Annotated in this window: 21 protein-coding genes and 1 other annotated feature; of the genes, 1 reads left to right on the top strand and 20 read right to left on the bottom strand. The window is 31.8% G+C overall.

Going from position 1 to position 22,432, the window contains the following annotated elements:
• From ACOX6R_RS03650 to ACOX6R_RS03630, 5 genes are all read right to left on the bottom strand, one after another.
• Window positions 1-582: UvrD-helicase domain-containing protein (locus tag ACOX6R_RS03650; protein ID WP_433447337.1), on the bottom strand; the 582-nt coding region annotated here is incomplete at its 3' end.
• A 137-nt stretch (window positions 583-719) separates the two neighbouring features.
• Window positions 720-3,821, bottom strand: coding sequence for an isoleucine--tRNA ligase (gene ileS / locus ACOX6R_RS03645; protein ID WP_433447335.1), 3,102 nt, complete (start codon window positions 3,819-3,821; stop codon window positions 720-722).
• A gap of 40 nt (window positions 3,822-3,861) precedes the next feature.
• Window positions 3,862-4,051: a binding site (T-box leader), on the bottom strand.
• Window positions 4,049-4,459 (bottom strand): RrF2 family transcriptional regulator, encoded by a 411-nt coding sequence (locus ACOX6R_RS03640; protein WP_433447333.1) that lies wholly within the window; start codon window positions 4,457-4,459, stop codon window positions 4,049-4,051. It overlaps the preceding feature by 3 nt.
• 39 nt (window positions 4,460-4,498) lie before the next feature.
• Entirely contained in the window at window positions 4,499-5,773 is a 1,275-nt protein-coding gene (locus ACOX6R_RS03635) for an NAD(P)H-dependent oxidoreductase (RefSeq protein ID WP_433447331.1), read from the bottom strand.
• A 37-nt stretch (window positions 5,774-5,810) separates the two neighbouring features.
• The gene (locus ACOX6R_RS03630) at window positions 5,811-6,998 is read right to left on the bottom strand and encodes an NAD(P)/FAD-dependent oxidoreductase (RefSeq protein ID WP_433447329.1); all 1,188 of its coding nucleotides are present in this window, start codon (window positions 6,996-6,998) and stop codon (window positions 5,811-5,813) included.
• An 89-nt stretch (window positions 6,999-7,087) separates the two neighbouring features.
• On the opposite strand from ACOX6R_RS03630, the gene ACOX6R_RS03625 reads away from it, so the two are divergent.
• Window positions 7,088-8,719: a putative manganese-dependent inorganic diphosphatase gene (locus ACOX6R_RS03625; protein WP_433447327.1), complete on the top strand. Its 1,632-nt coding sequence runs from the start codon at window positions 7,088-7,090 to the stop codon at window positions 8,717-8,719.
• A gap of 47 nt (window positions 8,720-8,766) precedes the next feature.
• Here the strand turns inward: ACOX6R_RS03625 and ACOX6R_RS03620 are convergent, their stop codons facing one another.
• From ACOX6R_RS03620 to hpt, 15 genes are all read right to left on the bottom strand, one after another.
• Window positions 8,767-9,270, bottom strand: coding sequence for a hypothetical protein (locus tag ACOX6R_RS03620; RefSeq protein ID WP_433447326.1), 504 nt, complete (start codon window positions 9,268-9,270; stop codon window positions 8,767-8,769).
• The gene (locus ACOX6R_RS03615; RefSeq protein ID WP_433447324.1) at window positions 9,271-10,932 is read right to left on the bottom strand and encodes a DUF4153 domain-containing protein; all 1,662 of its coding nucleotides are present in this window, start codon (window positions 10,930-10,932) and stop codon (window positions 9,271-9,273) included.
• Between the two features lie 201 nt (window positions 10,933-11,133).
• The gene (locus ACOX6R_RS03610; protein ID WP_433447322.1) at window positions 11,134-12,393 is read right to left on the bottom strand and encodes a dihydroorotase; all 1,260 of its coding nucleotides are present in this window, start codon (window positions 12,391-12,393) and stop codon (window positions 11,134-11,136) included.
• An 81-nt stretch (window positions 12,394-12,474) separates the two neighbouring features.
• A complete protein-coding gene (gene truA / locus ACOX6R_RS03605) occupies window positions 12,475-13,209 on the bottom strand; it encodes a tRNA pseudouridine(38-40) synthase TruA (RefSeq protein ID WP_433447320.1) in 735 nt (244 codons plus the stop codon).
• Window positions 13,206-14,003 (bottom strand): energy-coupling factor transporter transmembrane component T family protein, encoded by a 798-nt coding sequence (locus ACOX6R_RS03600; RefSeq protein WP_433447318.1) that lies wholly within the window; start codon window positions 14,001-14,003, stop codon window positions 13,206-13,208. The genes truA and ACOX6R_RS03600 overlap by 4 nt, the downstream gene beginning before the upstream one ends.
• Window positions 13,996-14,862, bottom strand: coding sequence for an energy-coupling factor transporter ATPase (locus ACOX6R_RS03595; protein ID WP_433447316.1), 867 nt, complete (start codon window positions 14,860-14,862; stop codon window positions 13,996-13,998). The genes ACOX6R_RS03600 and ACOX6R_RS03595 overlap by 8 nt, the downstream gene beginning before the upstream one ends.
• The gene (locus ACOX6R_RS03590) at window positions 14,850-15,677 is read right to left on the bottom strand and encodes an energy-coupling factor transporter ATPase (RefSeq protein ID WP_433447314.1); all 828 of its coding nucleotides are present in this window, start codon (window positions 15,675-15,677) and stop codon (window positions 14,850-14,852) included. The genes ACOX6R_RS03595 and ACOX6R_RS03590 overlap by 13 nt, the downstream gene beginning before the upstream one ends.
• Window positions 15,678-15,866: 189 nt before the next feature.
• On the bottom strand, window positions 15,867-16,493 hold the full coding sequence (pyrE, locus tag ACOX6R_RS03585) for an orotate phosphoribosyltransferase (protein WP_433447312.1): 627 nt from the start codon (window positions 16,491-16,493) through the stop codon (window positions 15,867-15,869).
• A 1-nt stretch (window position 16,494) separates the two neighbouring features.
• Entirely contained in the window at window positions 16,495-17,199 is a 705-nt protein-coding gene (pyrF, locus tag ACOX6R_RS03580; RefSeq protein ID WP_433447310.1) for an orotidine-5'-phosphate decarboxylase, read from the bottom strand.
• Between the two features lie 9 nt (window positions 17,200-17,208).
• Window positions 17,209-18,318, bottom strand: a complete 1,110-nt coding sequence (prfB, locus tag ACOX6R_RS03575; RefSeq protein ID WP_433447308.1) for a peptide chain release factor 2 — start codon at window positions 18,316-18,318, stop codon at window positions 17,209-17,211.
• Window positions 18,319-18,482: 164 nt separating this feature from the next.
• The gene (gene hslO, locus ACOX6R_RS03570) at window positions 18,483-19,376 is read right to left on the bottom strand and encodes an Hsp33 family molecular chaperone HslO (RefSeq protein WP_433447306.1); all 894 of its coding nucleotides are present in this window, start codon (window positions 19,374-19,376) and stop codon (window positions 18,483-18,485) included.
• A gap of 2 nt (window positions 19,377-19,378) precedes the next feature.
• Window positions 19,379-20,104 (bottom strand): class I SAM-dependent DNA methyltransferase, encoded by a 726-nt coding sequence (locus ACOX6R_RS03565; protein WP_433447304.1) that lies wholly within the window; start codon window positions 20,102-20,104, stop codon window positions 19,379-19,381.
• Complete coding sequence (locus ACOX6R_RS03560; RefSeq protein WP_433447302.1) at window positions 20,101-20,838, bottom strand: SIR2 family NAD-dependent protein deacylase; 738 nt, start codon at window positions 20,836-20,838, stop codon at window positions 20,101-20,103. The genes ACOX6R_RS03565 and ACOX6R_RS03560 overlap by 4 nt, the downstream gene beginning before the upstream one ends.
• 10 nt (window positions 20,839-20,848) lie before the next feature.
• Window positions 20,849-21,763 carry a CPBP family glutamic-type intramembrane protease gene (locus tag ACOX6R_RS03555; RefSeq protein ID WP_433447301.1) on the bottom strand — a complete coding sequence of 305 codons (915 nt, stop codon included), beginning with the start codon at window positions 21,761-21,763 and terminating at the stop codon, window positions 20,849-20,851.
• Entirely contained in the window at window positions 21,750-22,280 is a 531-nt protein-coding gene (gene hpt, locus ACOX6R_RS03550; RefSeq protein WP_433447299.1) for a hypoxanthine phosphoribosyltransferase, read from the bottom strand. The genes ACOX6R_RS03555 and hpt overlap by 14 nt, the downstream gene beginning before the upstream one ends.
• Window positions 22,281-22,432 lie beyond the last annotated feature (152 nt).

Here is a 22,432-nt window from a genome sequence, read left to right as displayed (position 1 = left end):
AGATAATACTTTTTCCATTAAATCTTCTTTTGTGTATTTACTCTCTTTAATTTCTAAAGATTTTTTTAATATATCATCATAATCAAGATTTTTATTTTTAAATTCATAATAAAGTGCTTTGAAATTTTTTTCTTCTTGAAATATAGTCGATCTAAAGTCAACTAAATACTTCTCAAAGTCCTTTTGTTCATAATTTTTCATCACAAACCTAATGGCCTCACTTAGGAGCTCATCTGCACTCTCTTCTTCTATTATTTCAAATCGCGGATTTATATCGAGTAAATTCGCATTCTCAGTAATTAATTCTTGGCAAAATGAATGTATGGTTTTAACATTTAGTTCTTCTTCGCTAAAATCTATTCCCATTTTAACAAGTTCATCGGAAATTCTAGAGTTCATCTCTTCAGCTGCTTTTTTTGTAAAAGTGATTGCAAGAATTCTATCGACATTTTTAGTTTCTAAAATAATTTTTACAAATCTTGAAGTTAAAACTCTGGTCTTGCCCGTGCCTGCTCCAGCTATTAAATTTATATCTTTATCTATTGAATTTACAGCTAATTTTTGTGTTTCATTAAGTTCCATAAATTTCTCCATAATAAAGACAAACCACCTAAGAACTTTTACATTAAGTATCAAAGATGCTTATCTTAAACAATAAAAGCCCAAGAAAATCTCGGGCTTTATCTTAAATTTTGGTAAAATTTGCGCCAAAATTTATATTATAATTTATTAATTTCTATTTTAACTTCGTGACCGTTTAAATCTTCAGCATCAGATTTTAAATCTTCTTCTGTAATTGATGTAGCTAATGTTTCTGTCTTTATAAAGTCTAAGTTTTCATTTAATGCTTTTTTAACTTCATCATCTGCAGTGAATTTAATTTCGATATTATCGAGAATATCTAGGTCTAATTTCTTTCTAAGTTGTTGTATCTTAGATACAAATTCCCTTACATATCCTTCATCTAAAAGTTCTTGATTAAGTTCAGTATCAAGTATAACGAAAAGATTATTTTCCATCTTTACGTCGAATCCTTCTTTTGCCTTGATATTAACTTGAACATAATCTTTTTCTATCTCAGTAGCTTCACCGTTAAGTTCTAAAGTTACAGAACCTTCATTTAGTTCATCTAGAAGTTTTTTAGTGTCGACTTCTTTTAAAACTTTTCCAAAGTCCTTAACCTTTGGTCCTAAAATACTTCCGCATACTCTGAAGTTTGGCTTTAGTTCAAAGTCCATGTATTTAGATAAATCATCTTCGAATACAACTTTCTTAACATTTAGCTCTTCTTCGATTAGAGGAGATAAATCATCGATTATTTCTTTATATTTACCGTCGATAATTACTTCACTAAGAGGTTGTCTAACCTTTATTCTTGCCTCTTCTCTTGACGCTCTACCTAAAGTTACAAGGTCTCTTACAAGGTCCATTTTTTCTTCTACTTTGTCGTTTATTTTGGACTCGTCACATTCTGGATAATCAACTAGGTGAACTGACTCGCCATCTGTAAGTGATTTATAAAGTTCTTCTGCGATAAATGGCACAAATGGTGCAATTATTTTTGAAAGTCCAACAAGTACGTCGTATGTTGTTTTATAAACTGCAAGTTTAGTGTCATCTTTATCAGTTTTCCAGAATCTTCTTCTATTTCTTCTGATATACCAGTTAGAAATATCTTCTATTACAAATTCTTGAATTTCTCTTACAACTTTTGTAAGTTCAAATACTTCCATATCTTCTCTTACAGTTTTAATAAGTCTGTTGTATTTTGAAAGCAACCACTTGTCGATTTCTTCTAAATCTTCATACTTAACTTCATAAGTTCTTGGATCAATTTCGTCAGTGTTAGCATATAGACTGAAGAAGTTATAAATATTTTTAAGAGATCTAAAGAATTTTGATTCAATTTCTCTAAGTCCATCTTCGTCAAATTTAGTTGGAGCCCATGGTGGTGAAACATAGAGTAAATACCATCTGACAACATCGGCGCCGTATTTGTCGAATAGTTCAAAAGGAGAAACAGTGTTTCCTCTTGACTTCGACATCTTCTTGCCTTCTTTATCGAGGATTAAGTCATTTACCAAAACATTTTTATATGGACTCTTGCCTGTCATATAAGTTGAAATGGCAATAAGTGAGTAGAACCATCCTCTAGTTTGGTCGATCCCTTCACAAATGAAATCCGCTGGAAATAAATCATCAAAGTTGTCTTTATTTTCAAATGGATAGTGCCATTGTGCAAAAGGCATTGAACCAGAGTCAAACCAAACATCAACTACATCTGGCTCTCTTGTCATTTCTTTGCCACACTCTGGACATCTAAGATGAATGTCATCAACATAAGGTCTGTGAAGTTCAACATCTTCTGGTACATCTTCTATTGCTTTATTTCTAAGTTCTTCAATGGATCCAACTGATTCAGTGTGTCCACATTCACATTTCCAAATTGGAAGTGGTGTTCCCCAGTATCTAGATCTTGAAATTGCCCAGTCATTTAAATTTTCTAGCCAGTTTCCAAATCTCTTTTCACCAACATAGTCAGGGAACCAGTTTACTCCATTATTATTTTCAATCAATTTATCTTTAAATTTAGTAACTTCAATGTACCAAGATGGATGAGCATAATAAATTAGTGGTGTGTGACATCTCCAGCAGTGTGGATAATTGTGGTTTATTTTTTGTTTAGAAAATAGCAAATCATTGTCGATTAGATAATGTAAAATATCGTGGTCAGCATCAATTACAAATTGACCCTTCCATGGTGTATCTGTAAATTTACCTTCCTCATCAACTGGTTTTAACATTGGAAGAGAATATCTCCTTCCAGTTTGATAGTCATCTTCACCAAAAGCAGGTGCTGTGTGAACTATACCAGTACCATCTTCAGTAGTTACATAATCTGCAGTTACAACATAAAATGCTTTTTTGTCAGGTGTTAGGAATGGAAGAAGTTGTTCATACTCCATGTATTCCAAATCTTTACCTTGCATTTTTTCTACTACTTCATATTCTTTGTCTTTAAAAACATCTTTTGCAAGAGACTCAGCTACATAATAGTAGTTGCCATCATCAAGCTTTGCCTTTATATAATCTACATTTGGATTTACTGCAAGAGCGATATTTGATGGAAGAGTCCATGGAGTTGTTGTCCATGCCAAGAAGTATTCGTTGTCTTTACCTTTTACTTTGAACTTACAAGTTGCAGTAGTAGTCTTAATATCTTCATATCCTTGTGCAACTTCGTGTGATGCAAGACCAGTTCCGCATCTTGGGCAATATGGAACAATTTTGTGTCCCTCATAAACTAGTCCGTCTTCAAACATTTTATTAAGTATATGCCATACTGATTCGATGTAATTATTATCAAGTGTGATGTATGGATCATCTAAGTCGATTAAATAGCCCATTCGTCTTGTAAGAACACGCCATTCTTTTTCATATTCAAATACAGATTCTTTACACTTTTTGTTGAAATTTTCTACTCCGTATTTTTCAATGTCTTGTTTGTTGTGAAGATCTAATTTCTTTTCTACTTCTATTTCAACAGGAAGTCCGTGAGTATCCCAGCCAGCTTTTCTATTTACTTTATAGCCAAGCATTGTGTGATATCTACAAGTTAAGTCTTTAAGTGTTCTTGCCATTACGTGGTGAATTCCAGGTTTTCCATTAGCTGTTGGAGGTCCTTCATAGAATATATAATTTTTTCCTCCCTCTCTACTTTCAACTGATTTGTGAAGTAGATCTATTTCATCCCAGAACTCTGAAATTTTAGATTCGCGCTCGCTGACGCTTACTTTGGATAAATCTTTAAATTTGTTCATATTATCTCCTCATATAAAATAAAAAATCCCCTCTCTCTCGAGAAGGGACGAAATTACCGCGGTACCACCCTAATTATAGGTTCCTATCACTTAAAATTATAACGTAATTACCGTAAAGATTTTTAGTCTTTAAATTCCAAGGTGATCTTTGCGAAATAAAACACAGTTTTACACCAACCAACTGCTCTCTAAAGTTTTTTAGACCGCAACGTCCTTTTCAAAATTTTTTATATAAATTGATCTATTGTCTTGCTCTTAAACAAGTCAATAACTTCATTTTGGAAACCACACAAAGTATTGTGGAACTTGCAATTTTCTATACCATTTTTATTATATCTGTTACAATATTGGTCGTCCTTGCTAAGACATTTATTGATTTCAATAGGTCCATCAACAGCTTCTACAATATCGTAAAGAGTAACTTCTTCTTTTGGTTTTTTCAAATAATATCCGCCCTTGGCTCCCCTTTTTGCATCTGTTATGCCTGCAAGATTTAATTTTCTAAGTATTCTTAAAGTAAACCTTTCAGTGACTTGCTCAGCATCTGCAATTTTTGGAGCACCAACGACTTCGTTTTCGTGTTTAGCTAAGTAGCTAACAATCCTAAAAGCATAGTCCGTTTCTTGTGTTATTCTCATTTTATCACCTATTCTATACTATTTTTTTATCACTGTCAATTAGTAAAAGAATTCATCTTGCAACTTTCTGATTCTGACAATTTCTGAGTCTTCATTTAAATTAATATCTTCATAAGTTAAAGCTGTTCCCTTTTTAATATCTCTTTTTGCAACAGATCCCTTAGTTATAATTCCTATAGGAACATGATTTCCGCTTCTTTTAACTTTACTTGTAACAAGTCTTCCAAAAATCATATAGCCGCCAATGGAATCAAAACTTTCTCCTTTTTTGATATCTCTTTTTGCTATGGCAATTGTCTCTGCTACAGGTCCACCCACAGGTGCTATAGTTGAATCGCCTAATACTACAGCTCTTATAATTGACTGAGGAGTCTCAAGACTAGTTAAGTGGTAAGGTCTATATATTGAGAAATTTGGACCTTCTCCCATAGATAAGTATTTCATTTCATCTGTTATAAAATTATTTTTATCTCTTACAACTGCAAAGACTCCTGGAGCAATTCCTGTGGCAAAGTCTACAACTTTGTAAGAATTTAGTATACCACCTTCTGATTTTAACTTAAAATCCTCTGCTATATTTTTTGGATTTGTGTCTATGAAGTGACATCCTGAAACATCTGGTACAAATCCCGTTGCATTGCAAACTGCATTAAGCTCAAACATAGTGTTAGTTCCATCTACAAAAGAAGTAAGCATTCTGCTATTAACTCCCTTTTTCTTAGCATCATCTTCTAAGTCATCTGGAGAAGCATAATTATCAAGCTTATTGTTTTTGCCCTTTCCCAAAACTAAAACTTCAAAGCCACAATTTATAGCAAATTCATATATATCGAGTATCGCACCTGGTTCATCTCCTGCTGAACCTGAATATACAATGCCCGCATCATCGGCAAGTTTTTTTAAATATGGACCAACAGTTGCGTCCATTTCGACATTTAAACTTACAATATTAACTTTTTCTTCAATCGCCTTTAAAGATAGAAGTGTGCCAACTTCAGTATCCCCTGTGCAGTCAACAACAACATCAGTAATGCTTGCTGCAAAATAAATATCATTTGTCAGTACATGAAGATTATTTTTAAGTGCCTCTTTTGCCTCTTCTATGTCATTTGTAAATATATATTCGTCATCTTTTATTCCTGCAATCTCAACAGCTTTAAAAAGTGTCTTTTCATTTCTACCAGCTAGTACAGATGCAGAAAAACTGTCATTTTCTACTATTTTACAAAAAAGCGAAGTACCCATTAAGCCTGTCCCAACGATGCCAACAGAAATTTTTCCAAATTCTTTCGATTTATTTTGTAAGTAAAACATATGTCCCCCTTAATAATACCACATTAATGTAGTTTTTTTAAATAGAAAATTTTAATCCCAATCTGTAGCCACAAGCTATTGCAAAGTGTAAATTATATCCACCGCAATCGCCATCAATATCAAGAGCCTCACCAATTATATAAAGATCTTTTACTTTCTTTGATGAGTAATCAGAAGAATTCACTTCATTAAGTGATACTCCTCCGCGAGTTACCTGTGAATTTTTAAAGCCAGTATTACCTGTAACTACAAATCTAGAACTTAAAAGTAAATTGACAATTTTATCAAAATCTTTTATGTTTAAAGAACTAATTGCTAAGTTTTTATCTAAGTCTAAATTATCCACTATATAATGAATAAATTTCTTGTCTACAAGTCCCATTAAAAAATATTCTAGAGAAAAATCTTGAAACATATAAAATCTAGAATAGAGCATGTCTTTAATATTTTTATCTATATTATTAATAAGTGGAACCTCTATAATATCATTCTTTCGCGCATTGACAGATAAATCTAAAATCGGAGGACCACTTATTCCATAATTTGTAAAAAGTAAGTCGCCTCTTCGCCTGTCTATAACTTCTTCACCTCTTAAAAGTTTTACCTCGCCAATAACTTTAACTCCACTTAAGTGCTTTAAATATTTTGAGTCTAGCTTAAGTTGAGTTAGCGCCGGAAAAAGTTCTGTAATAGAATGTCCATGTTCTCTTAAAATTTTAAAAGCCGTTCCATCAGATCCACTTGATGGCATGGAATTTGCCCCAAACGCACAAACCAATTTGTCGCATTTAAAGTCTCCATTATTGGTTTCTACTACGAATTCATCGCGAACTTTATGAAATGATTTAACTTCTGTAGAAGTCATTATTTCAACATTTTTCTTATCTAACCAATACATTAACATATTAAGCACTGTATTGGCCTTAAGAGTAATTGGATAAACTCTGTTGCCGTCTGTTGTGGACTCAAGACCTAAAACTTTAAAAAAATTAATTAAATCTTCGTTATTAAATTCTTCCAGGGTTTCTTTTACAAAGTCGCCGTTAGAATAATTTTTGCAGGATAAGTTTAAGTTTGTATAATTACATCTTCCATTACCAGTTGCTAAAAGTTTCTTCCCTATGCGATCATTTTTTTCTATTAAAATAACCCTGTTGTTTTTATTTTTTGCTTTTATAGCAGTTACCATTCCAGCTGGTCCTGCTCCAACTATTATAATATTCATAATCTCTATAAATTATATATCATAAGGCCATATAAATACAATGTTTAAGGAGAAACTATGTTATAATTTAATTGAAATTGGAGGTCCTAATGAAAAATAAAATTTATATAACAGGACACAAAAATCCTGATACAGATAGTATTTGTTCAGCTCTCGCACTGTCTGAGTTAAAAAACAAAATGGGAGATGACACTGAGGCAATACGCCTTGGAAATATTAATAAAGAAACACAATTTGTTCTCGATTATTTTGGAGTAAAACCGCCGCGCTTAAAGACATCTATTAAGCCGCAGGTTCATGACCTTGACATTGACCCAGCTTATTGCGTAAGTCCAGGCATTAGCATGGCAAGTGCAATGGAATTAATTCAAAAAAATAATATTAATTCACTTCCTGTTGTAAATGACTCCGATAAACTTATTGGAATTGTCTCTCTTTCTAACATTGCATCAACTTACATGGAAATTTGGGACGACTCAATTATCGGAAGATCCAATACGACTTTTGAAAATATTTTAGAAGTACTTAGAGCAAAAATAATTTATAAACCTAAAAACATGAGACCAATGGACGGGAAGATGGCTGTTAAGGCAATAAAAAATCAAAATTTAATTAAAGAAGGCGACATAGTAATCGTTGGCGATGACAAAGATGATCAAGCCTCAGTTATAAAAAGCGATATTTCTCTTATGATTCTTACAATCTCAACAGAAATTGATGATGATATTTTAGAGCTTGCTAAAAAACACAATGTTGCAGTAATCTCTACAGGTTTATCAACTTTTATGGTTGCAAGAATTTTGCCACAATCTGTGCCAGTAGAATATGTAATGACTAAAAATGATTTAGTAGTCTTTCATAAAGATGATCCCATTGACGAAGTTCGCGACAAGATGAGTCAGTCTAGATTTAGATCATACCCCGTACTAGATTCCAAGGGACAAGTTATAGGAAATATTTCTAGATATCATTTGATTTCTCGCGATAGAAAAAAATTAATTTTAGTCGATCACAACGAAAAAAATCAGTCCATTGAAGATATTGAAACTGCAGAAATTGTTCAAATAATTGACCACCACAGGATCGCAAACATCATAACTGCTAATCCAATTCATTTTAGAAACGAACCAGTTGGCTCAACTGCCACTATTGTATCTGAAATGTTTTTTGAAAATGGAATAAAACCTTCAAGAGAGACAGCAGGTCTTTTATGCGCTGCCATTATTTCTGATACACTTTTATTTAAATCACCAACTGCAACAGATACTGACAAGTACATCTTGGAAAAAATGAGAAAAATTGCAGCAATTGATGTTGAAGAATTTGCTATGCAGATGTTTAAAGCTGGTACAAGTCTCGAAGGGCGAAAAGCTGATGAACTTTTAAAGAGTGATGTAAAAGATTTTTCAATTGAAAATAAACACGTAAGGGTTTGTCAAATTTTTACAATGGATCTAGACAGTATCAAAAATATTGAAGATGAACTCAAAGAGTCCATGAGAAGTGCACTTGATAAAAATTTATGTGACACATTTATTTTGATGATTACTGATATTTTTAGAGAAGTGTCTGAAGTAATAGTTATAGGTGAATTTGAAGAAGCCATAGCAAGAAAATTTGGAAAAGAAATAAATAATAATAGATTTATTTCTGAAGGACTTCTCTCTAGAAAGAAACAACTAATCCCAACAGTTAGTATGGCAATATCTGAAGTAATATAAAATGATAAAAAAATTAGCACATTGCTATATTAGCAATGTGCTTTTTGTTAATGATTATGTCCGTGATTATGATGATGTCCTCCATCTTCATGATTATGATTATGATCATCATCTTCTTCATCTTCAACATATACATTTATCTCTTTTATTCCATAAAGCTCTTCAAGCTCTTTAGAAAAATCTACTACGCTGTGTTCATCGAATCCAAAAATATATATTTCACTTCCATAATTTATAGATTCAAATAAAAGCTTGCCATCGTTAAAGAGAGATATACCAAAGAATTTAAGGGCATTCTCGCCAATTAAATTTGCAAGTAGCATTTCTTTAAATTCATCATCAATAATTCCCTGGAAGATATACTCATAAGCATTTTCGCTAGAATATACTGCAAACTCCTCAACGGGACCTTCCATACTCTTATTCTCTTTTAAGATTTTAATCTCATAAGAGTCCGTTTTATTTAAATAAATTCTTAGAAGATCTTCTATATATCTAAGATCTAAATTTTCATCAATAAAAACATCATTTTCAAAACTTAAATAATACATTTATGACCTCATTAAATAAAAACTAATATACACATCATTAAAATTATCATCATTTGGAAAATACAAATTTGTAAAGATTATTTTGTGTTCTGCAAATACAATTGATAGATCGTCTGGTTTAATATTATTTTCATTTTTCCTCAACGCTTTTAGCTTATCTTTAAGCTCTCTTAAATCAATTGTGTAAATCTTTTTAAACTTGTCGCTGTTGTCGGGATAAGTTTCGTATATATCAATTTTTGTTTCTTTCCTTACGAATTTATAATCGCTATAGATTGTATCGTCTGAAGAAATATCTACAACAACCATTGACTTGTAACCTTCAATATCTAGTGGTTCAAGTTCTGCTGGGTTCTTTGGATTATAGTCTTCATTTAACATATATCCAAGATAAACATCTGAATAAAGTCCAGTTGTGTCGAACCCAAAAACTTGTGTGACACTTTCATCAGAATATTTAAAATTGTCTGGCAAATATCCAAGCTTATTTAATCTGTTTCCACTATCCATAAATTGCAGTATTCCAGTAATTAATTTTTTATCATCACTACTTATATCAGGATTTGGAATTATTTTGTCACCACTAATCATATTATTTCTCTTTAATACATCTACAAATCTATTTTTTTGAGATTTTTCAGTTAATCTTGTAGCTGAAATTGGTCCAATAGATGTGCAAAGAAGTATTATGCAAAGTAGTATCGGAATAGTGATGTTTGAATTGTCGCGATACAATATAAAATAGATCATGGATAAAAATATCCATATTCCAAATGCAAATACTAGGTATCTATTTTCAGTCATTCCATATTCATTAATCCTAATGATTAGTGCAAAATACATCATTGCAAGAAGCGGAAAAATAAAAAATGGAAAAACTTTTTTAAATTTATTTAGGAAATTATTTGTCTCAATTCGTGATATGAAAAACAAATAAAATACGCAAAAAATTGAAAACCATATAACTAGATTTACTATAATTCCTTGTGGAATTTCCCAAAGGATTAAGCTTTTTGCAAAATACACAATTAAGATAGCAGTATATATTATTACTAGAGGAAGTAATATATATATTAATAAAATCCTAAATGGAAGCGGATATTTATAATCTGTGTAAGAAGTTTTGGTTTTTGGAAAATCAGATAAAAATGTAATTACATTAAATAATATGAAAACCAAAATTGCACATCTTACATAAATATTTGAGTCAAACTTAATTTTAAATAATTTGTCCAAAGCAAAAACTATTGCACTTAGACCTGCAAAGACTATTACGCTATATATATTTGAAACAACAAAGGATGTCATTATTTTCATAAAATAAGCGACATAATCTTTGTGATAATAAGCTTTTGCAATAAACGAAGTTCCAACTACTAAAGTAAATAAGAATGTAATAAATATAAACTTGGCATCTACAGTATATAGTACCCCTAAATCATCATTTATTAATTCATATATTCCGTATAAAATTGGAGGACACAAAGCATAAGAAATTATCGCAAAAAAGTGGTTCCTCTCCAAATTATTTAAATTAAAATAATTTAAAAGTCCTTCGTTAAATAAATTGACAAATGCAAATAGAAAAATTGCAAATAGACTTAAAAAGGCAAATTTCAGATAAAAATCTTCTGTGCTCTTTCCCATATTATAAGTGCTCATAATAAAGAAAAAAGATGTCAGAGCTGCCGAAATAATTACCAAAGGAAATCTCTTAAAGGTATTTTTTAAATTTGTGAAATTAAATAATTTAATATTAAAAATTTGCAAATATTTCACCTACCTTTAATTTATAATACACTAAATTAAATTATTTTTAAAGCATAGATGAATATCTTAAACTTTGTATCTTTTTTGAAACTTTTATCCCTTATAAACCACTTTCCCACCGACAATTGTAAATTTTATTTTTCCAAATAAGTTCTTATTTTTAAATGGAGTGTTTGATGATTTAGATTTAAATTCCGTTAACTTATATTCTTCATCTAGATCAATTATTGCAATATCTGCGTTTTTACCTTCAGAAATATCTCCCCCATTTAATCCATAAATTTTTGCAGGATTTAAGCTCATGAGTTCTATTAGTTTAGAAAGTGAGATTTCTTTATTTTTAACTAAATTTTCATAGCACACTGAAAAAGAAGTCTCAAGTCCAGTTATTCCTGATGGAGCTTTAGTAATCTCTCTTTCCTTTTCTTCTTTGCTGTGAGGAGCGTGGTCTGTTGCAATTATCTCAATAGTTCCTTCTTTTATTCCCTCAATAATTCTAAGTCTATCTTTTTCATCTCTAAGTGGCGGATTCATCTTTGCAAGAGTTCCATATTCTAGAACAGCACTGTCATTTAATGCTATATGATGTGGTGTTACTTCTGCATAGATATTTGCACCCTGCTCTTTTCCAAATTTAATATAATCTACTCCAAGACCTGTTGAAATGTGCTGTACACATACCTTTGCACCAGTGTATATGGCAAATGCAACATCTCTTGCGATAAAGGAAGATTCTGCAATTGTAGGTGAGCCAAATATTTTTAGCTCATCTGATACTTTTGAATGATTGATGCCATTTTGTTTAATAAGACTTGGATCTTCTTCGTGAAAAGATATTACAGTACCTAACTCTTTAGCTTTTAACATTGCTTTTAAAATCAAATTGGAATTTCTGTTTGGAATTCCATCATCTGTAAAAGCAACGGCGCCTGCCTCTTTATTTTTTTCCATATCGACAAGTTCTGCGTCGTTAAAGTTTTTTGTAAGAGCTGAAACTGTATAAACATTTAGCGGCAAGTCTTTACTTTTTTTATAAAATTCTTTTATAATGTCTTCGTTATCCATCTTTGGACTAGTATTTGCCATTTGAACTACAGTAGTAAAACCTCCAGCAACAGCAGCGTTTGAACCTGTAACCAAATCCTCTTTATGAGTTTGACCTGGGTCTCTAAAGTGAACGTGCACATCAATTAGTCCTGGAACTACAACTTTTCCACTTGCATCAATTATTTCCTCATCATCTATATTTATATTTTTTGAAATTTTTTTAATTTTTCCATCTTCTATATAAATGTCACAAACTTCATCAAGATTATTTGCTGGGTTTATGACCCTGCCATTTTTAATTAACATCAAATACCCCCAAAGTTTTTATTTAATTTTATCACACTTAGTGCAATTTAAAAGCACAAAAAAAGTGCAAAATTAATTGCACTAATATTTTACATCTAATAAGTAGAGCCCACAACTTGGCGCTGTAGGTCCTGCTGCTTTTCTATTTCTCATATCAAGAACTTCCTTCATGTGAAGTTCACTGTATTTTCCTTCTCCAATCTCTAGAACTGTTCCAACAATTATTCTAATCATATTTTTTAAAAAAGATTTCCCCACAAAGTCAAAATATAAAAAGTCGTCTTTTTCAATAATTTCAATTGAATCGATTGACCTTATTGTGTCTTTAACTATTGCGTTTCTTCCCATAAAAGAATTATAGTCATGTTCTCCCAAGAGATGAACCATTGATTTTCTCATCGCATCTACATTTAAATCGAAAGGATATTCATACACTCTGTTGTAGAGAAGGGCGTTTCTATACCTAGATCTGTGAACTATATATCTATATTTTTTCTTTTTTGCAGAAAATCTAGCGTGAAAATCATCTTCCACAAACTTTGCTTCTATAACTGATACATCTTTAGGCAAGTGAAAATTTATGACCTTTGGCAAATTCCCAATGTCGATTGTAGTGTCACTTTTAAAATTTGCATATTGGCCTAGCGCATGCACTCCTCTATCAGTTCTTCCTGCATAAAATATTTTTGTATCTTCTTTTACCGTATCTCTAATTCCTTGAGACAACACGCCCTCTACAGTTCTCTTGTCAGGTTGGCTTTGAAATCCAAAAAAATTTGTTCCATCGTAAGTTACTTTTAATAAAATATTTTTCATACTCTTGAAACCAAAATAATTACTAAATAAAATGCCAAATTGCCAACGAACATAAATATGTCTGATGTTACAATTTTAGGTTCGTTCATTTTCGTTCTTCCATCTCCACCGCGATAGCAACGTGCCTCCATAGCTGTAGCTAATTCTTCTGCACGTCTAAAGGAGTTTATGAATAACGGAACCAATAGCGGAACTAAATTTTTTGCTCGCTTCATTAAGTTTCCAGATTCAAAATCTGCACCTCTTGCCATTTGCGCCTTAATTATTTTATCTGTCTCTTCAATTAAAGTTGGAATAAATCTTAGAGCAATTGTCATCATCATAGCTATCTCATGACTTGGAACTCCAATTTTTCTTAGTGGATTTAAAAGTGACTCAATTCCATCTGTAAGTTCAATTGGTGAAGTTGTATAAGTAAGTAAACTTGTTCCAAGGACTAAAAGTATAAGCCTTATGCCCATTAAAAGAGCAGTATTTAAACCTTGATCTGTTATTGAAATTTTCCAAATACTGTAGATTTCTTCGCCTGGAGTGAAGATTAAATTTACTATAAATGTTATTAAAATAATCCAGCGCAGTGGTCTAAGTCCTTTTAATACCATCTTCAGTGGTAATTTTGCCACAGAAATTATTAAAATTAAGTATATGACAATAGGAATGTACAAAAGCATGGACTTAATGAAGAATAGTGAAACAATAAATAAAATCATTGTAACTATTTTTAATCTTGGATCATATTTATGAACGGCAGAATCTCCAGGAAAATATTGGCCAATTGTTATATCTTTAAACATCGCTTCTGCTCCTTAAATATTTTTCAATAGATTCTTTTGCTTCATCCACTGTAATACAATCATCATTTACATCAAAACCTTTTTTCTTAAGTACTCTCATAAATGAAGTAATTTGTGGAATCCCAAGACCAACTGACTTTAATTCCTCTTCCCTTTTAAATACTTCTCTCGGTGAAGAGTCCATAAAGACAGTGCCCTTATCCATTACAATAAGCCTCTTGGCAATTTTTGCCATATCTTCCATAGAGTGAGAGACAAGAATTATTGTCATATTTTGTTTTTTGTGAATATTTGAAACTTCACTTAGAATTTCATCTCGACCTCTTGGATCAAGTCCAGCTGTGGGCTCATCAAGAATTAAAACCTTTGGATTCATTGCAAGCACTCCAGCTATGGCAACTCTTCTCTTTAAACCTCCTGAAAGTTCGAAAGGCGACTTGTCTCTAAACTTATAAAAATCAAGTCCAACAGACTCCATTGCGTTTTGTACTCTTTCTTTTACTTCATCTTCCTTAAGTCCCAAATTTTTTGGGCCAAAGGCTATGTCTTTTTCTACAGTTTCTTCAAAAAGTTGGTACTCTGGATATTGAAATACAAGTCCAATATTTTTTCTAAGCTCTGTTAAATTGCTGGAATTTTTGTCAATCTTTGTCCCATCAATTGTGATGCTTCCCATTGTAGGCTTTAAGAGTCCATTTAGATGCTGAATCAAAGTAGATTTGCCTGAACCAGTGTGACCGATGAGACCGATAAATTCGTTTTCTTCAATTTTTAAATTTACATCTCTTATGGCAGTCTTTTCAAAAGGAGTGCCCTCGCCATAGACATGTGTTAGATTTTCAATTTCTATAAGTGACATATCTCATCAACCATCTCATCAATATTTAAAATTTTTGTGGAAACATCAAGTCCATCTTTTTTAAGTTCGTTTGCTAGGTCTGTAACTTGTGGAACATCAAGACCCAGTTTCTTAATCTCATCAACATTTGAAAATACATCACGAGGTTTTCCCTGTAATATTATTTCCCCATCTTCCATTATTACGAGCCTGTCGCTTAGGGCTGCCTCTTCCATGTAATGGGTGATGAGTATTATTGTCTTATTTTGTTCACGATTTAACTTAATTAAAGTGTCAATAACTTCTTTTCTACCGCTTGGGTCAAGCATTGCCGTTGGCTCATCTAAAATAATATATTTTGGTGACATTGCAAGTATTCCCGCTATTGCAACTCTTTGCTTTTGCCCACCACTAAGTAGATGAGGAGCATGCCTTTTAAACTCGCTCATATCGACAATTTCTAACGAATCATCAACTCTTTTTCTTATCTCTTTGGGGTCAAGTCCTAGGTTTTCAGGTCCAAAGGCAACTTCATCTTCTACTACAGTTGCTACAAGTTGGTTGTCTGGATTTTGAAATACCATTCCAGCAACAGCTCTTATGTCCCAAATAGTTTCATCGGAGCGAGTATTTAAACCGTCTACTAAAACATCACCCTCCTGTGGAACTAATAGTCCATTAATTAGTTTCGCAAGCGTTGATTTGCCCGAACCATTGTGTCCTAGGAGTGCAATAAAGTCTCCCTCGTAGATATTTAAATCAACATCTTTAATTATTTGTTTAGCATTTTCATCTTCTGTATCATATTTAAATGATAAGTTTTTTATTTCAATCAATTTTTCGCCTCAATCAAATATTATTGTCTATTATTATAAAATAAAAGTTAACAATAGTCCAATTTAAAATCAAGTCTATACGCACAAAAAATTATCAGAAAAACTTCTGATAATTTTATTATACATACTTATTAAAAATTTTCCATTAATCGCATGGAATAAAAGTACTTTTACTCCAAAAAATAAAATTTAATTCATCCAAGAGCTATCATTCGGATTTTTTTGGAAGTTCTTTAGCTTTACAGACTGCTCCTTCGTAATGTAATTAGTCTCAACAGCAATTTCTATAAGCTCATCTAAGTTTGTAAGTGAATCGTGAGCATAATTTTCTCTTTCAAAGTTTTCTTTGGCAGAGTCTAGGTTGTAAGTAAAAATACTTATAATTCCAAGTACTTCATATCCTTCAGATTCAAGAGCTTTTGCAGCTTCTATAGATGATCCAGCTGTTGAAAATAAATCTTCTATTACAACAACTTTAGCTCCATCTATTTTTTTACCTTCAATTTTATTTTGTTTTCCGTGGTCTTTATTAGAACTTCTAACATAACCCATAGGTAGATTTAATCTTTCTGCTATTAATGCTGCGTGAGAAATCCCAGCAGTTGCTGTTCCCATTATATAATTAACATCAGGAAATTTATTCTTAATAATTTCTGAAAGTGAGTCTTCGACAATTTTTCTCTCTTCTGGATAAGATAGAATAAGTCTATTGTCACAGTAAATTGGAGATTTAATTCCTGATGCCCAAGTGTATGGATCATCTGGTGAAAGAGTAACAGCTTTAATATCTAAAAGTATTTTTGCAATATTTTTCATATTATTCCCCCAAAAATTCTTTTTTAATTTCTTTATATTCTTTTACTGGATCATCTGCTTTTGTTATTGGTCTTCCAACAACAATATAGTCAGAACCAAGTTCACGAGCTTCTTTTGGAGTAACAACTCTTTTTTGGTCATCAGAAGCATTCTTTACTTTTCTAATTCCTGGAGTAACTGTTACAAAGTCTTCTCCAAGTTTTTCTTTTATCTTTGGTACTTCAAGAGCTGAGCAAACTATTCCACTAAGTCCGCTTTTTTTAGTAAGCTCTGCATAAGATAAAACTACTTCTTCTAAGTTAAGAGAGCTATCTATTTTAAGCTCATCATGCATAATGTCTTCATCAGTTGATGTAAGCATTGTTACGGCAAGACTTATTACATCTTTGCCTGACTCATCTATTGCACCTTTTGCACCAGATAGCATATTGTAACCACCTGCAGCATGATAATTAATCATGTCCACATCAAGATTTAAAAGTGATTTTGTCGCACCTATGCAAGTATTTGGAATGTCGTGAATTTTTAAATCTAAAAAAATCTTGTGTCCACGCTTTTTGATTTCGCGAACAATTTCTGGTCCTTCTTTATAAAAAAGTTCCATGCCAATTTTTACATAGGCCTCTTCTCCTTCAAATTTGTCTAAAAAAGTAAGAGCCTTCTCTTTACTTGGAAAATCCAAAGCTATTATTACATCTTTTGCCATAATTACTCCTTATTCTGTTGCTTTTTCTTGTAAATAAGCATAGATAAATTGATCTAAATCTCCATCCATTACTCTCTCTACATCGCCAACTTCAACATTCGTCCTGTGATCTTTAACCATTGTATATGGTTGGAATACATATGATCTAATTTGTGAACCCCAAGCAATTTGTGAATAGTTGCCTTGAAGGTCTTCGATTTTTTCTTTCTTTTCTTCTTCTGCAAGTGCGATTAGCTTTGCCTTTAACATACTCATAGATTTTTCTCTATTTTGAATTTGGCTACGCTCGTTTTGGCACTGCACAACTACTCCCGTTGGAATGTGTGTAATTCTAACAGCAGAATCTGTTGTATTTACGTGTTGTCCACCTGCTCCAGATGATCTATATGTGTCAATTTTTAGTTCGTCATCTTTGATTTCAATTTCAGTATCATCATCAAGTTCAGGGAAAACATCTACAGATGAAAAAGATGTGTGACGTCTCTTGTTAGCATCAAAAGGTGAAATTCTAACTAATCTATGAACACCCTTCTCTCCCTTTAAATATCCATAGGCTTTGTCTCCAGATATTTTAAGTGTTGCTGATTTTATTCCCGCCTCGTCTTCTTTTAACATATCTAAAGTTTCAATTTTAAATCCTTTATTTTCAGCATATCTTGTATACATTCTTAGTAGCATGCTCGCCCAGTCTTGAGCTTCTGTTCCGCCGGCACCTGCATGTATTGAAAGAATTGCGTTGTGAGAATCATATTCTCCATTTAAAAGTGTATTTAATTTAAATTCGTCAGCTTTCTTTTCTATTTCATCTACCAAACTTTTAAATTCATCATAAGAAGAATAATCTTCTTCTAGATCCATAAGTGTTATTAGGTCCTCTGCATCTGTTATGGAAGTTTTAAGTTCAGTGTATTGATCTATTACTTTTTGGTAAGAGTTAGTTTCGTTAATTACTTTTTGAGCTGCGTCGTTGTCATCCCAAAACTCCGGTTCCATTTGTTTTTTATTTAACTCGCTAACTTTTTCTTTTAATTCATTAACTTGAAGAGACTCTCCCAAGCTATCTGTCAAATTTTTGGACTTTTCAAGTCGCTCTTTATCTAAATAGATATTTTGCTCCATAAAATCCCCCTTCTTTTCTCATACAAGTATATCATAAGTAAATATCGTAAACTAATAAAAATTTTCATTTATGTGATTTAATTTTACATAAGCCTATAAAAAACTCCCATTGCAATAAGTTTTTCAAATTGCAGTAGGAGTTTTAGATAAGAACTTTAAAAAAATTATGAATTTATTTCTTTTGCTTTATCAAGCATATCTTGTAAATCATCTTCATCAAAGTGATAATGTGCGTTGCAGAAATGGCAAGTAACATCTGCCTTTTTATCTTCTACTAAAATATTTTCTATCTCCTCTGGTCCAATTGAAACTATTGCATCAATTACTTTTTCTCTTGAACAGTCACATCTGTAGAAAACATCTCTCTTTTCTAAAATCTTAACGTCAAAACCTTCCATTAAGATTTCAAGAATCTTTTCACCATCTCCATTACACTTTTCAATTAATGAAGTAATTCCATCAAGCTTTGATAAATTTTCCTCTAGCTTATCAATTTGTTCATCTTCTGCTCCTGGCATAAGTTGAATTATAAAACCGCCAGCAGCTTTAATAGAATAATCAGTATCAACTAAAACCCCAAGTCCAACTGCAGATGGTATTTGATCAGACTGCAAAAAGTATGCCGCAAGGTCTTCTGCAATTTCACCAGTTACTAAATTTACAGTACCAGAATAAGGTTTTTTTAGTCCAACATCCATTACTATTGTCATATCGCCTTGGCCAATTATTCCTGAGACGTCGAGTTTTCCATCACTTTCTCTAACTGGCAAATCTGCAGAAGGATTTGTCATAAATCCTTTTACAAAACCGTCGTTTTTACAAGTTGCAACAACTCTACCACTAGGTCCATTTCCATTAATTGTTATAGTGAGTGAATCTTTTTCATTTTTTTGCCACGAACCCATTATTGCAGCTGCTGTTAGAACTCTTCCAAGTGCTGCAGATGCAGTTTTAGATGTGTTGTGTATAGTACTTGCTTCTTGTACAACATCAGTTGTTATTGCAACTGATATTTTTATCTGTTCGCTTTTATCAATAGCTCTTAAAATATATCCCAAAATTATCTCCTTGCTACAATTGTATATCGCGAAGTTCTTTCATCAATTTTCTTCTCTTCATAATCATCAAAGAACTCAATATTTTTAAATCCTATTTCTTCCAACATTTCACTTATTTCCTGATAAGTATATGCCCTCTCTCTGTGCTCTTCATAAAATCTTTCATATTTATCTTCTTCATATTCGACAAAAAAGTTCACACCGTAGGTATTGATGTGGCTATCTTCGTCAAAAATATTTTCCCAAACATAAAATATATCATCAACTTCATCAACTGTCACAGATGGAATAGACTTAAATTTATACATAGTATTAAAATCACATATAAAAATCCCACCGTCATTTAGATAGTTAAAGCTAGATTTTAGAGCACTATAGACATCTCTTTTATCTAAAATATAATTTAGTGAATCTCCAACGCAAAATATGGCATCATAAGAGCTTGGTGCTTTAAAATCAACCATATTTTGCTGAAATAATCTTAAATTTCTACTATTTATTTTGTTTTGACACACAGACAGCATGTCAGTTGATAAATCGAATCCATCGACTTTAAAGTGTTTTATAATTTTTTTCGTCAAGTTTCCAGTTCCAACTGCCATCTCCAAAACATTAGACGGTTCTAAATTATTCTTATCCAAAGTCGCCATTATGAATTCATAAATTTTTTCATAATCTAAATCATACATCAATTTGTCATAAATGTATGCAAAATCTCCATACATCATTTTCTGTTTTCTATTTCCTCTAATATCTTTGTCAATACTTCTGTTGAGTTTTCGTGTATAACTACATCTGCCCTGTTATCCATTGGTGTAGGATCATTGTTAATTATTATCAAATGATCTACATAACTAGGCAAGAAGTTTACTGGTGAAACAGTAAGTGATGAACCAACTACAATTAATGTATCTGTATCATTAAGCTCATCTGCTCCCCTACTAAAATCATCGGGCATCATGTCGCCAAACATCACTACATTTGGTCTTAAAACTCCGCCACAATTGTCGCAGCGAGGAGGTATTTCTCCCTTTTCAACTTTTTCTCTCATAACTGGAAATTCATATTCTTTCCCGCAACTCATGCAGTGTATTCCGCGTGTTTCTCCGTGAACTTCGTAGACATTTTTGCTGCCAGCTTTTGTGTGAAGGTTGTCTATATTTTGAGTGATAACTCCTGCAATATATCCCATCTCTTCAAGCTTTGCTAAGGCAATGTGTCCCCCATTTGGCTTTTGGTCGTTTAAGTCCAGTAGAATTTTATATCCCTCTTTATAAAATATTTCAGGGTGATTTAACAGCCTATCTTTAGATAGAGCAAGTGCAGGATCCATCTTTGTATAGTAACCATCACTACTTCTAAAATCTGGGATTCCTGAATCAGTAGAAATCCCTGCTCCCGTAAGTGCAAAAACTTTCTTAGAGTTTAAAATTAAATCTACTGCTTTTTTAATATTATCCATTTAAATCCTCCTAAAAAACTATATAGTGGTAAATAAAGTACAAAATTACAAGCGCAATTATTGGCACAAAATTAAAGAAGTCTATTGCTTCTACATCCCTATATCTAATCCTAACATCCTTATTCTGTGAAGAATTTTCCTTCATCTTTTTAAATATAATTCTAATTAATATTACAGAAAAAATAGAAATAATTATTAGAATTATGATAAAAAATAATTGAAGAGAACCTATCTCTCTAGATATTTTTGTCTTGGACAAAAACTGAAACAAACCATCATTTACATATCTTACGGTAAAAACTGCAATTACATTGTTTATAAAGTGAGCAACCATTGCAGGAAAGATTGAATCAGTAATCTCTATTAATGTTGAAAACAAAAGTCCCAACAAAAGCGGTGCCACAAAATTTTGGATGTCAAAGTGAAATAGTGCAAAAACTATAGCAGACATTGCAATTGCAAATCTGCTGCCATAAATGCTGTATGCATTTGTAAGAGTTCCCCTAAAAAATATCTCTTCGCAAATTGCAGGCACAATGCACATGAAAATTAAATAATTAAAGATTGGAACATTTTGAAGCATTATCTCCATTGGATAATTTTTATATTCAATGAAATTAGAAAGAAGACTTAAGAATATTCCATTTAACAGAAGTATGATTGGATATGCCAAAATTACCACTAAAATAGAAAATAAAATATTAGATACTGACGTTTTCTTTAGTTTTAATACTTCTTTAAAGTTGCCAGTCTTTGCAATTAATAGCGCTGGCAAAAGCACAATGAATACCTCTGTTATCAAAGTGCCAAAAAAGCTATATTTTTCTTGAATATTAAAACCAATTGTTAGGAAAATTATTGAAAGTATGAGCGTAAGTGTATTTACACTCATGACATTTAGATTTTTTTTCCTATATTTCTTCATTGGAATCCTCTACATATGCATAAATATATGGAACATTTCTATAATAATCGCCATAATTTAAACCATATCCCACTATAAATAAATCATCTATTGTAAATCCAACATAATCAGCATCAACATCAGCTTCTCTTCTTGAAGGTTTATTTAATAGAACGGCACTTTTTATACTTTTAGGATTCATCTTAGATAATTTATCTTTTACAGACTTTAAAGTATTTCCTGTGTCTAAAATGTCATCTATTATGAGCACATCTCTTCCTTCAATATCACATCTTAAGCTAGTCAAAAACTTTACATCACCACTTGAATGTTCTTCGTTTTCATAACTAGATGTTGTCAAAAAATCTATTTCTACTTTTCTATCTATACTTCTAAGTAAATCAGCAGCAAAAATAAAAGAACCTCTAAGTAGAGAAATTGCTACGAAGCCATCATCAAAATCTCCTTCGATTTCTTTGCCAAGTTCTTTAACTCTATTTGCTATTACATCTTCTGAAAATAAAATCTCTTTTCTCATATTATCCTCCATTACTTGTATTAATATTATATCAAAAATTCGATAAAATTCATCTATTATTGATATAGCCACTCACTTTAGATATAATTATCTTGGTGATAATATGAAAGACAATGATTTTGAACTGGCACTTAATAAACTTTTAATTTTAT

The sequence above is a fragment of the Peptoniphilus sp. genome (assembly GCF_050943655.1).
Classification (GTDB): domain Bacteria; phylum Bacillota; class Clostridia; order Tissierellales; family Peptoniphilaceae; genus Peptoniphilus_A.
This window is presented reverse-complemented; position numbering and strand designations above follow the sequence as displayed.

Bases quoted from the DNA above. Each gene is read 5' to 3' on its own strand.
- ACOX6R_RS03560 (WP_433447302.1), bottom strand. From the start codon at position 20,838: ATGGATAATATTAAAAAAGCAGTAGATTTAATTTTAAACTCTAAGAAA.
- ACOX6R_RS03620 (WP_433447326.1), bottom strand. From the start codon at position 9,270: ATGTATTATTTAAGTTTTGAAAATGATGTTTTTATTGATGAAAATTTA.
- pyrF (WP_433447310.1), bottom strand. From the start codon at position 17,199: ATGGCAAAAGATGTAATAATAGCTTTGGATTTTCCAAGTAAAGAGAAG.
- ACOX6R_RS03595 (WP_433447316.1), bottom strand. From the start codon at position 14,862: ATGTCACTTATAGAAATTGAAAATCTAACACATGTCTATGGCGAGGGC.
- ACOX6R_RS03610 (WP_433447322.1), bottom strand. From the start codon at position 12,393: ATGTTAATTAAAAATGGCAGGGTCATAAACCCAGCAAATAATCTTGAT.
- ACOX6R_RS03625 (WP_433447327.1), top strand. From the start codon at position 7,088: ATGAAAAATAAAATTTATATAACAGGACACAAAAATCCTGATACAGAT.
- ileS (WP_433447335.1), bottom strand. From the start codon at position 3,821: ATGAACAAATTTAAAGATTTATCCAAAGTAAGCGTCAGCGAGCGCGAA.
- prfB (WP_433447308.1), bottom strand. From the start codon at position 18,318: ATGGAGCAAAATATCTATTTAGATAAAGAGCGACTTGAAAAGTCCAAA.
- truA (WP_433447320.1), bottom strand. From the start codon at position 13,209: ATGAAAAATATTTTATTAAAAGTAACTTACGATGGAACAAATTTTTTT.
- ACOX6R_RS03635 (WP_433447331.1), bottom strand. From the start codon at position 5,773: ATGTTTTACTTACAAAATAAATCGAAAGAATTTGGAAAAATTTCTGTT.
- hpt (WP_433447299.1), bottom strand. From the start codon at position 22,280: ATGAGAAAAGAGATTTTATTTTCAGAAGATGTAATAGCAAATAGAGTT.
- ACOX6R_RS03600 (WP_433447318.1), bottom strand. From the start codon at position 14,003: ATGTTTAAAGATATAACAATTGGCCAATATTTTCCTGGAGATTCTGCC.
- ACOX6R_RS03630 (WP_433447329.1), bottom strand. From the start codon at position 6,998: ATGAATATTATAATAGTTGGAGCAGGACCAGCTGGAATGGTAACTGCT.
- ACOX6R_RS03615 (WP_433447324.1), bottom strand. From the start codon at position 10,932: ATGAGCACTTATAATATGGGAAAGAGCACAGAAGATTTTTATCTGAAA.
- ACOX6R_RS03640 (WP_433447333.1), bottom strand. From the start codon at position 4,459: ATGAGAATAACACAAGAAACGGACTATGCTTTTAGGATTGTTAGCTAC.
- pyrE (WP_433447312.1), bottom strand. From the start codon at position 16,493: ATGAAAAATATTGCAAAAATACTTTTAGATATTAAAGCTGTTACTCTT.
- ACOX6R_RS03555 (WP_433447301.1), bottom strand. From the start codon at position 21,763: ATGAAGAAATATAGGAAAAAAAATCTAAATGTCATGAGTGTAAATACA.
- ACOX6R_RS03565 (WP_433447304.1), bottom strand. From the start codon at position 20,104: ATGATGTATGGAGATTTTGCATACATTTATGACAAATTGATGTATGAT.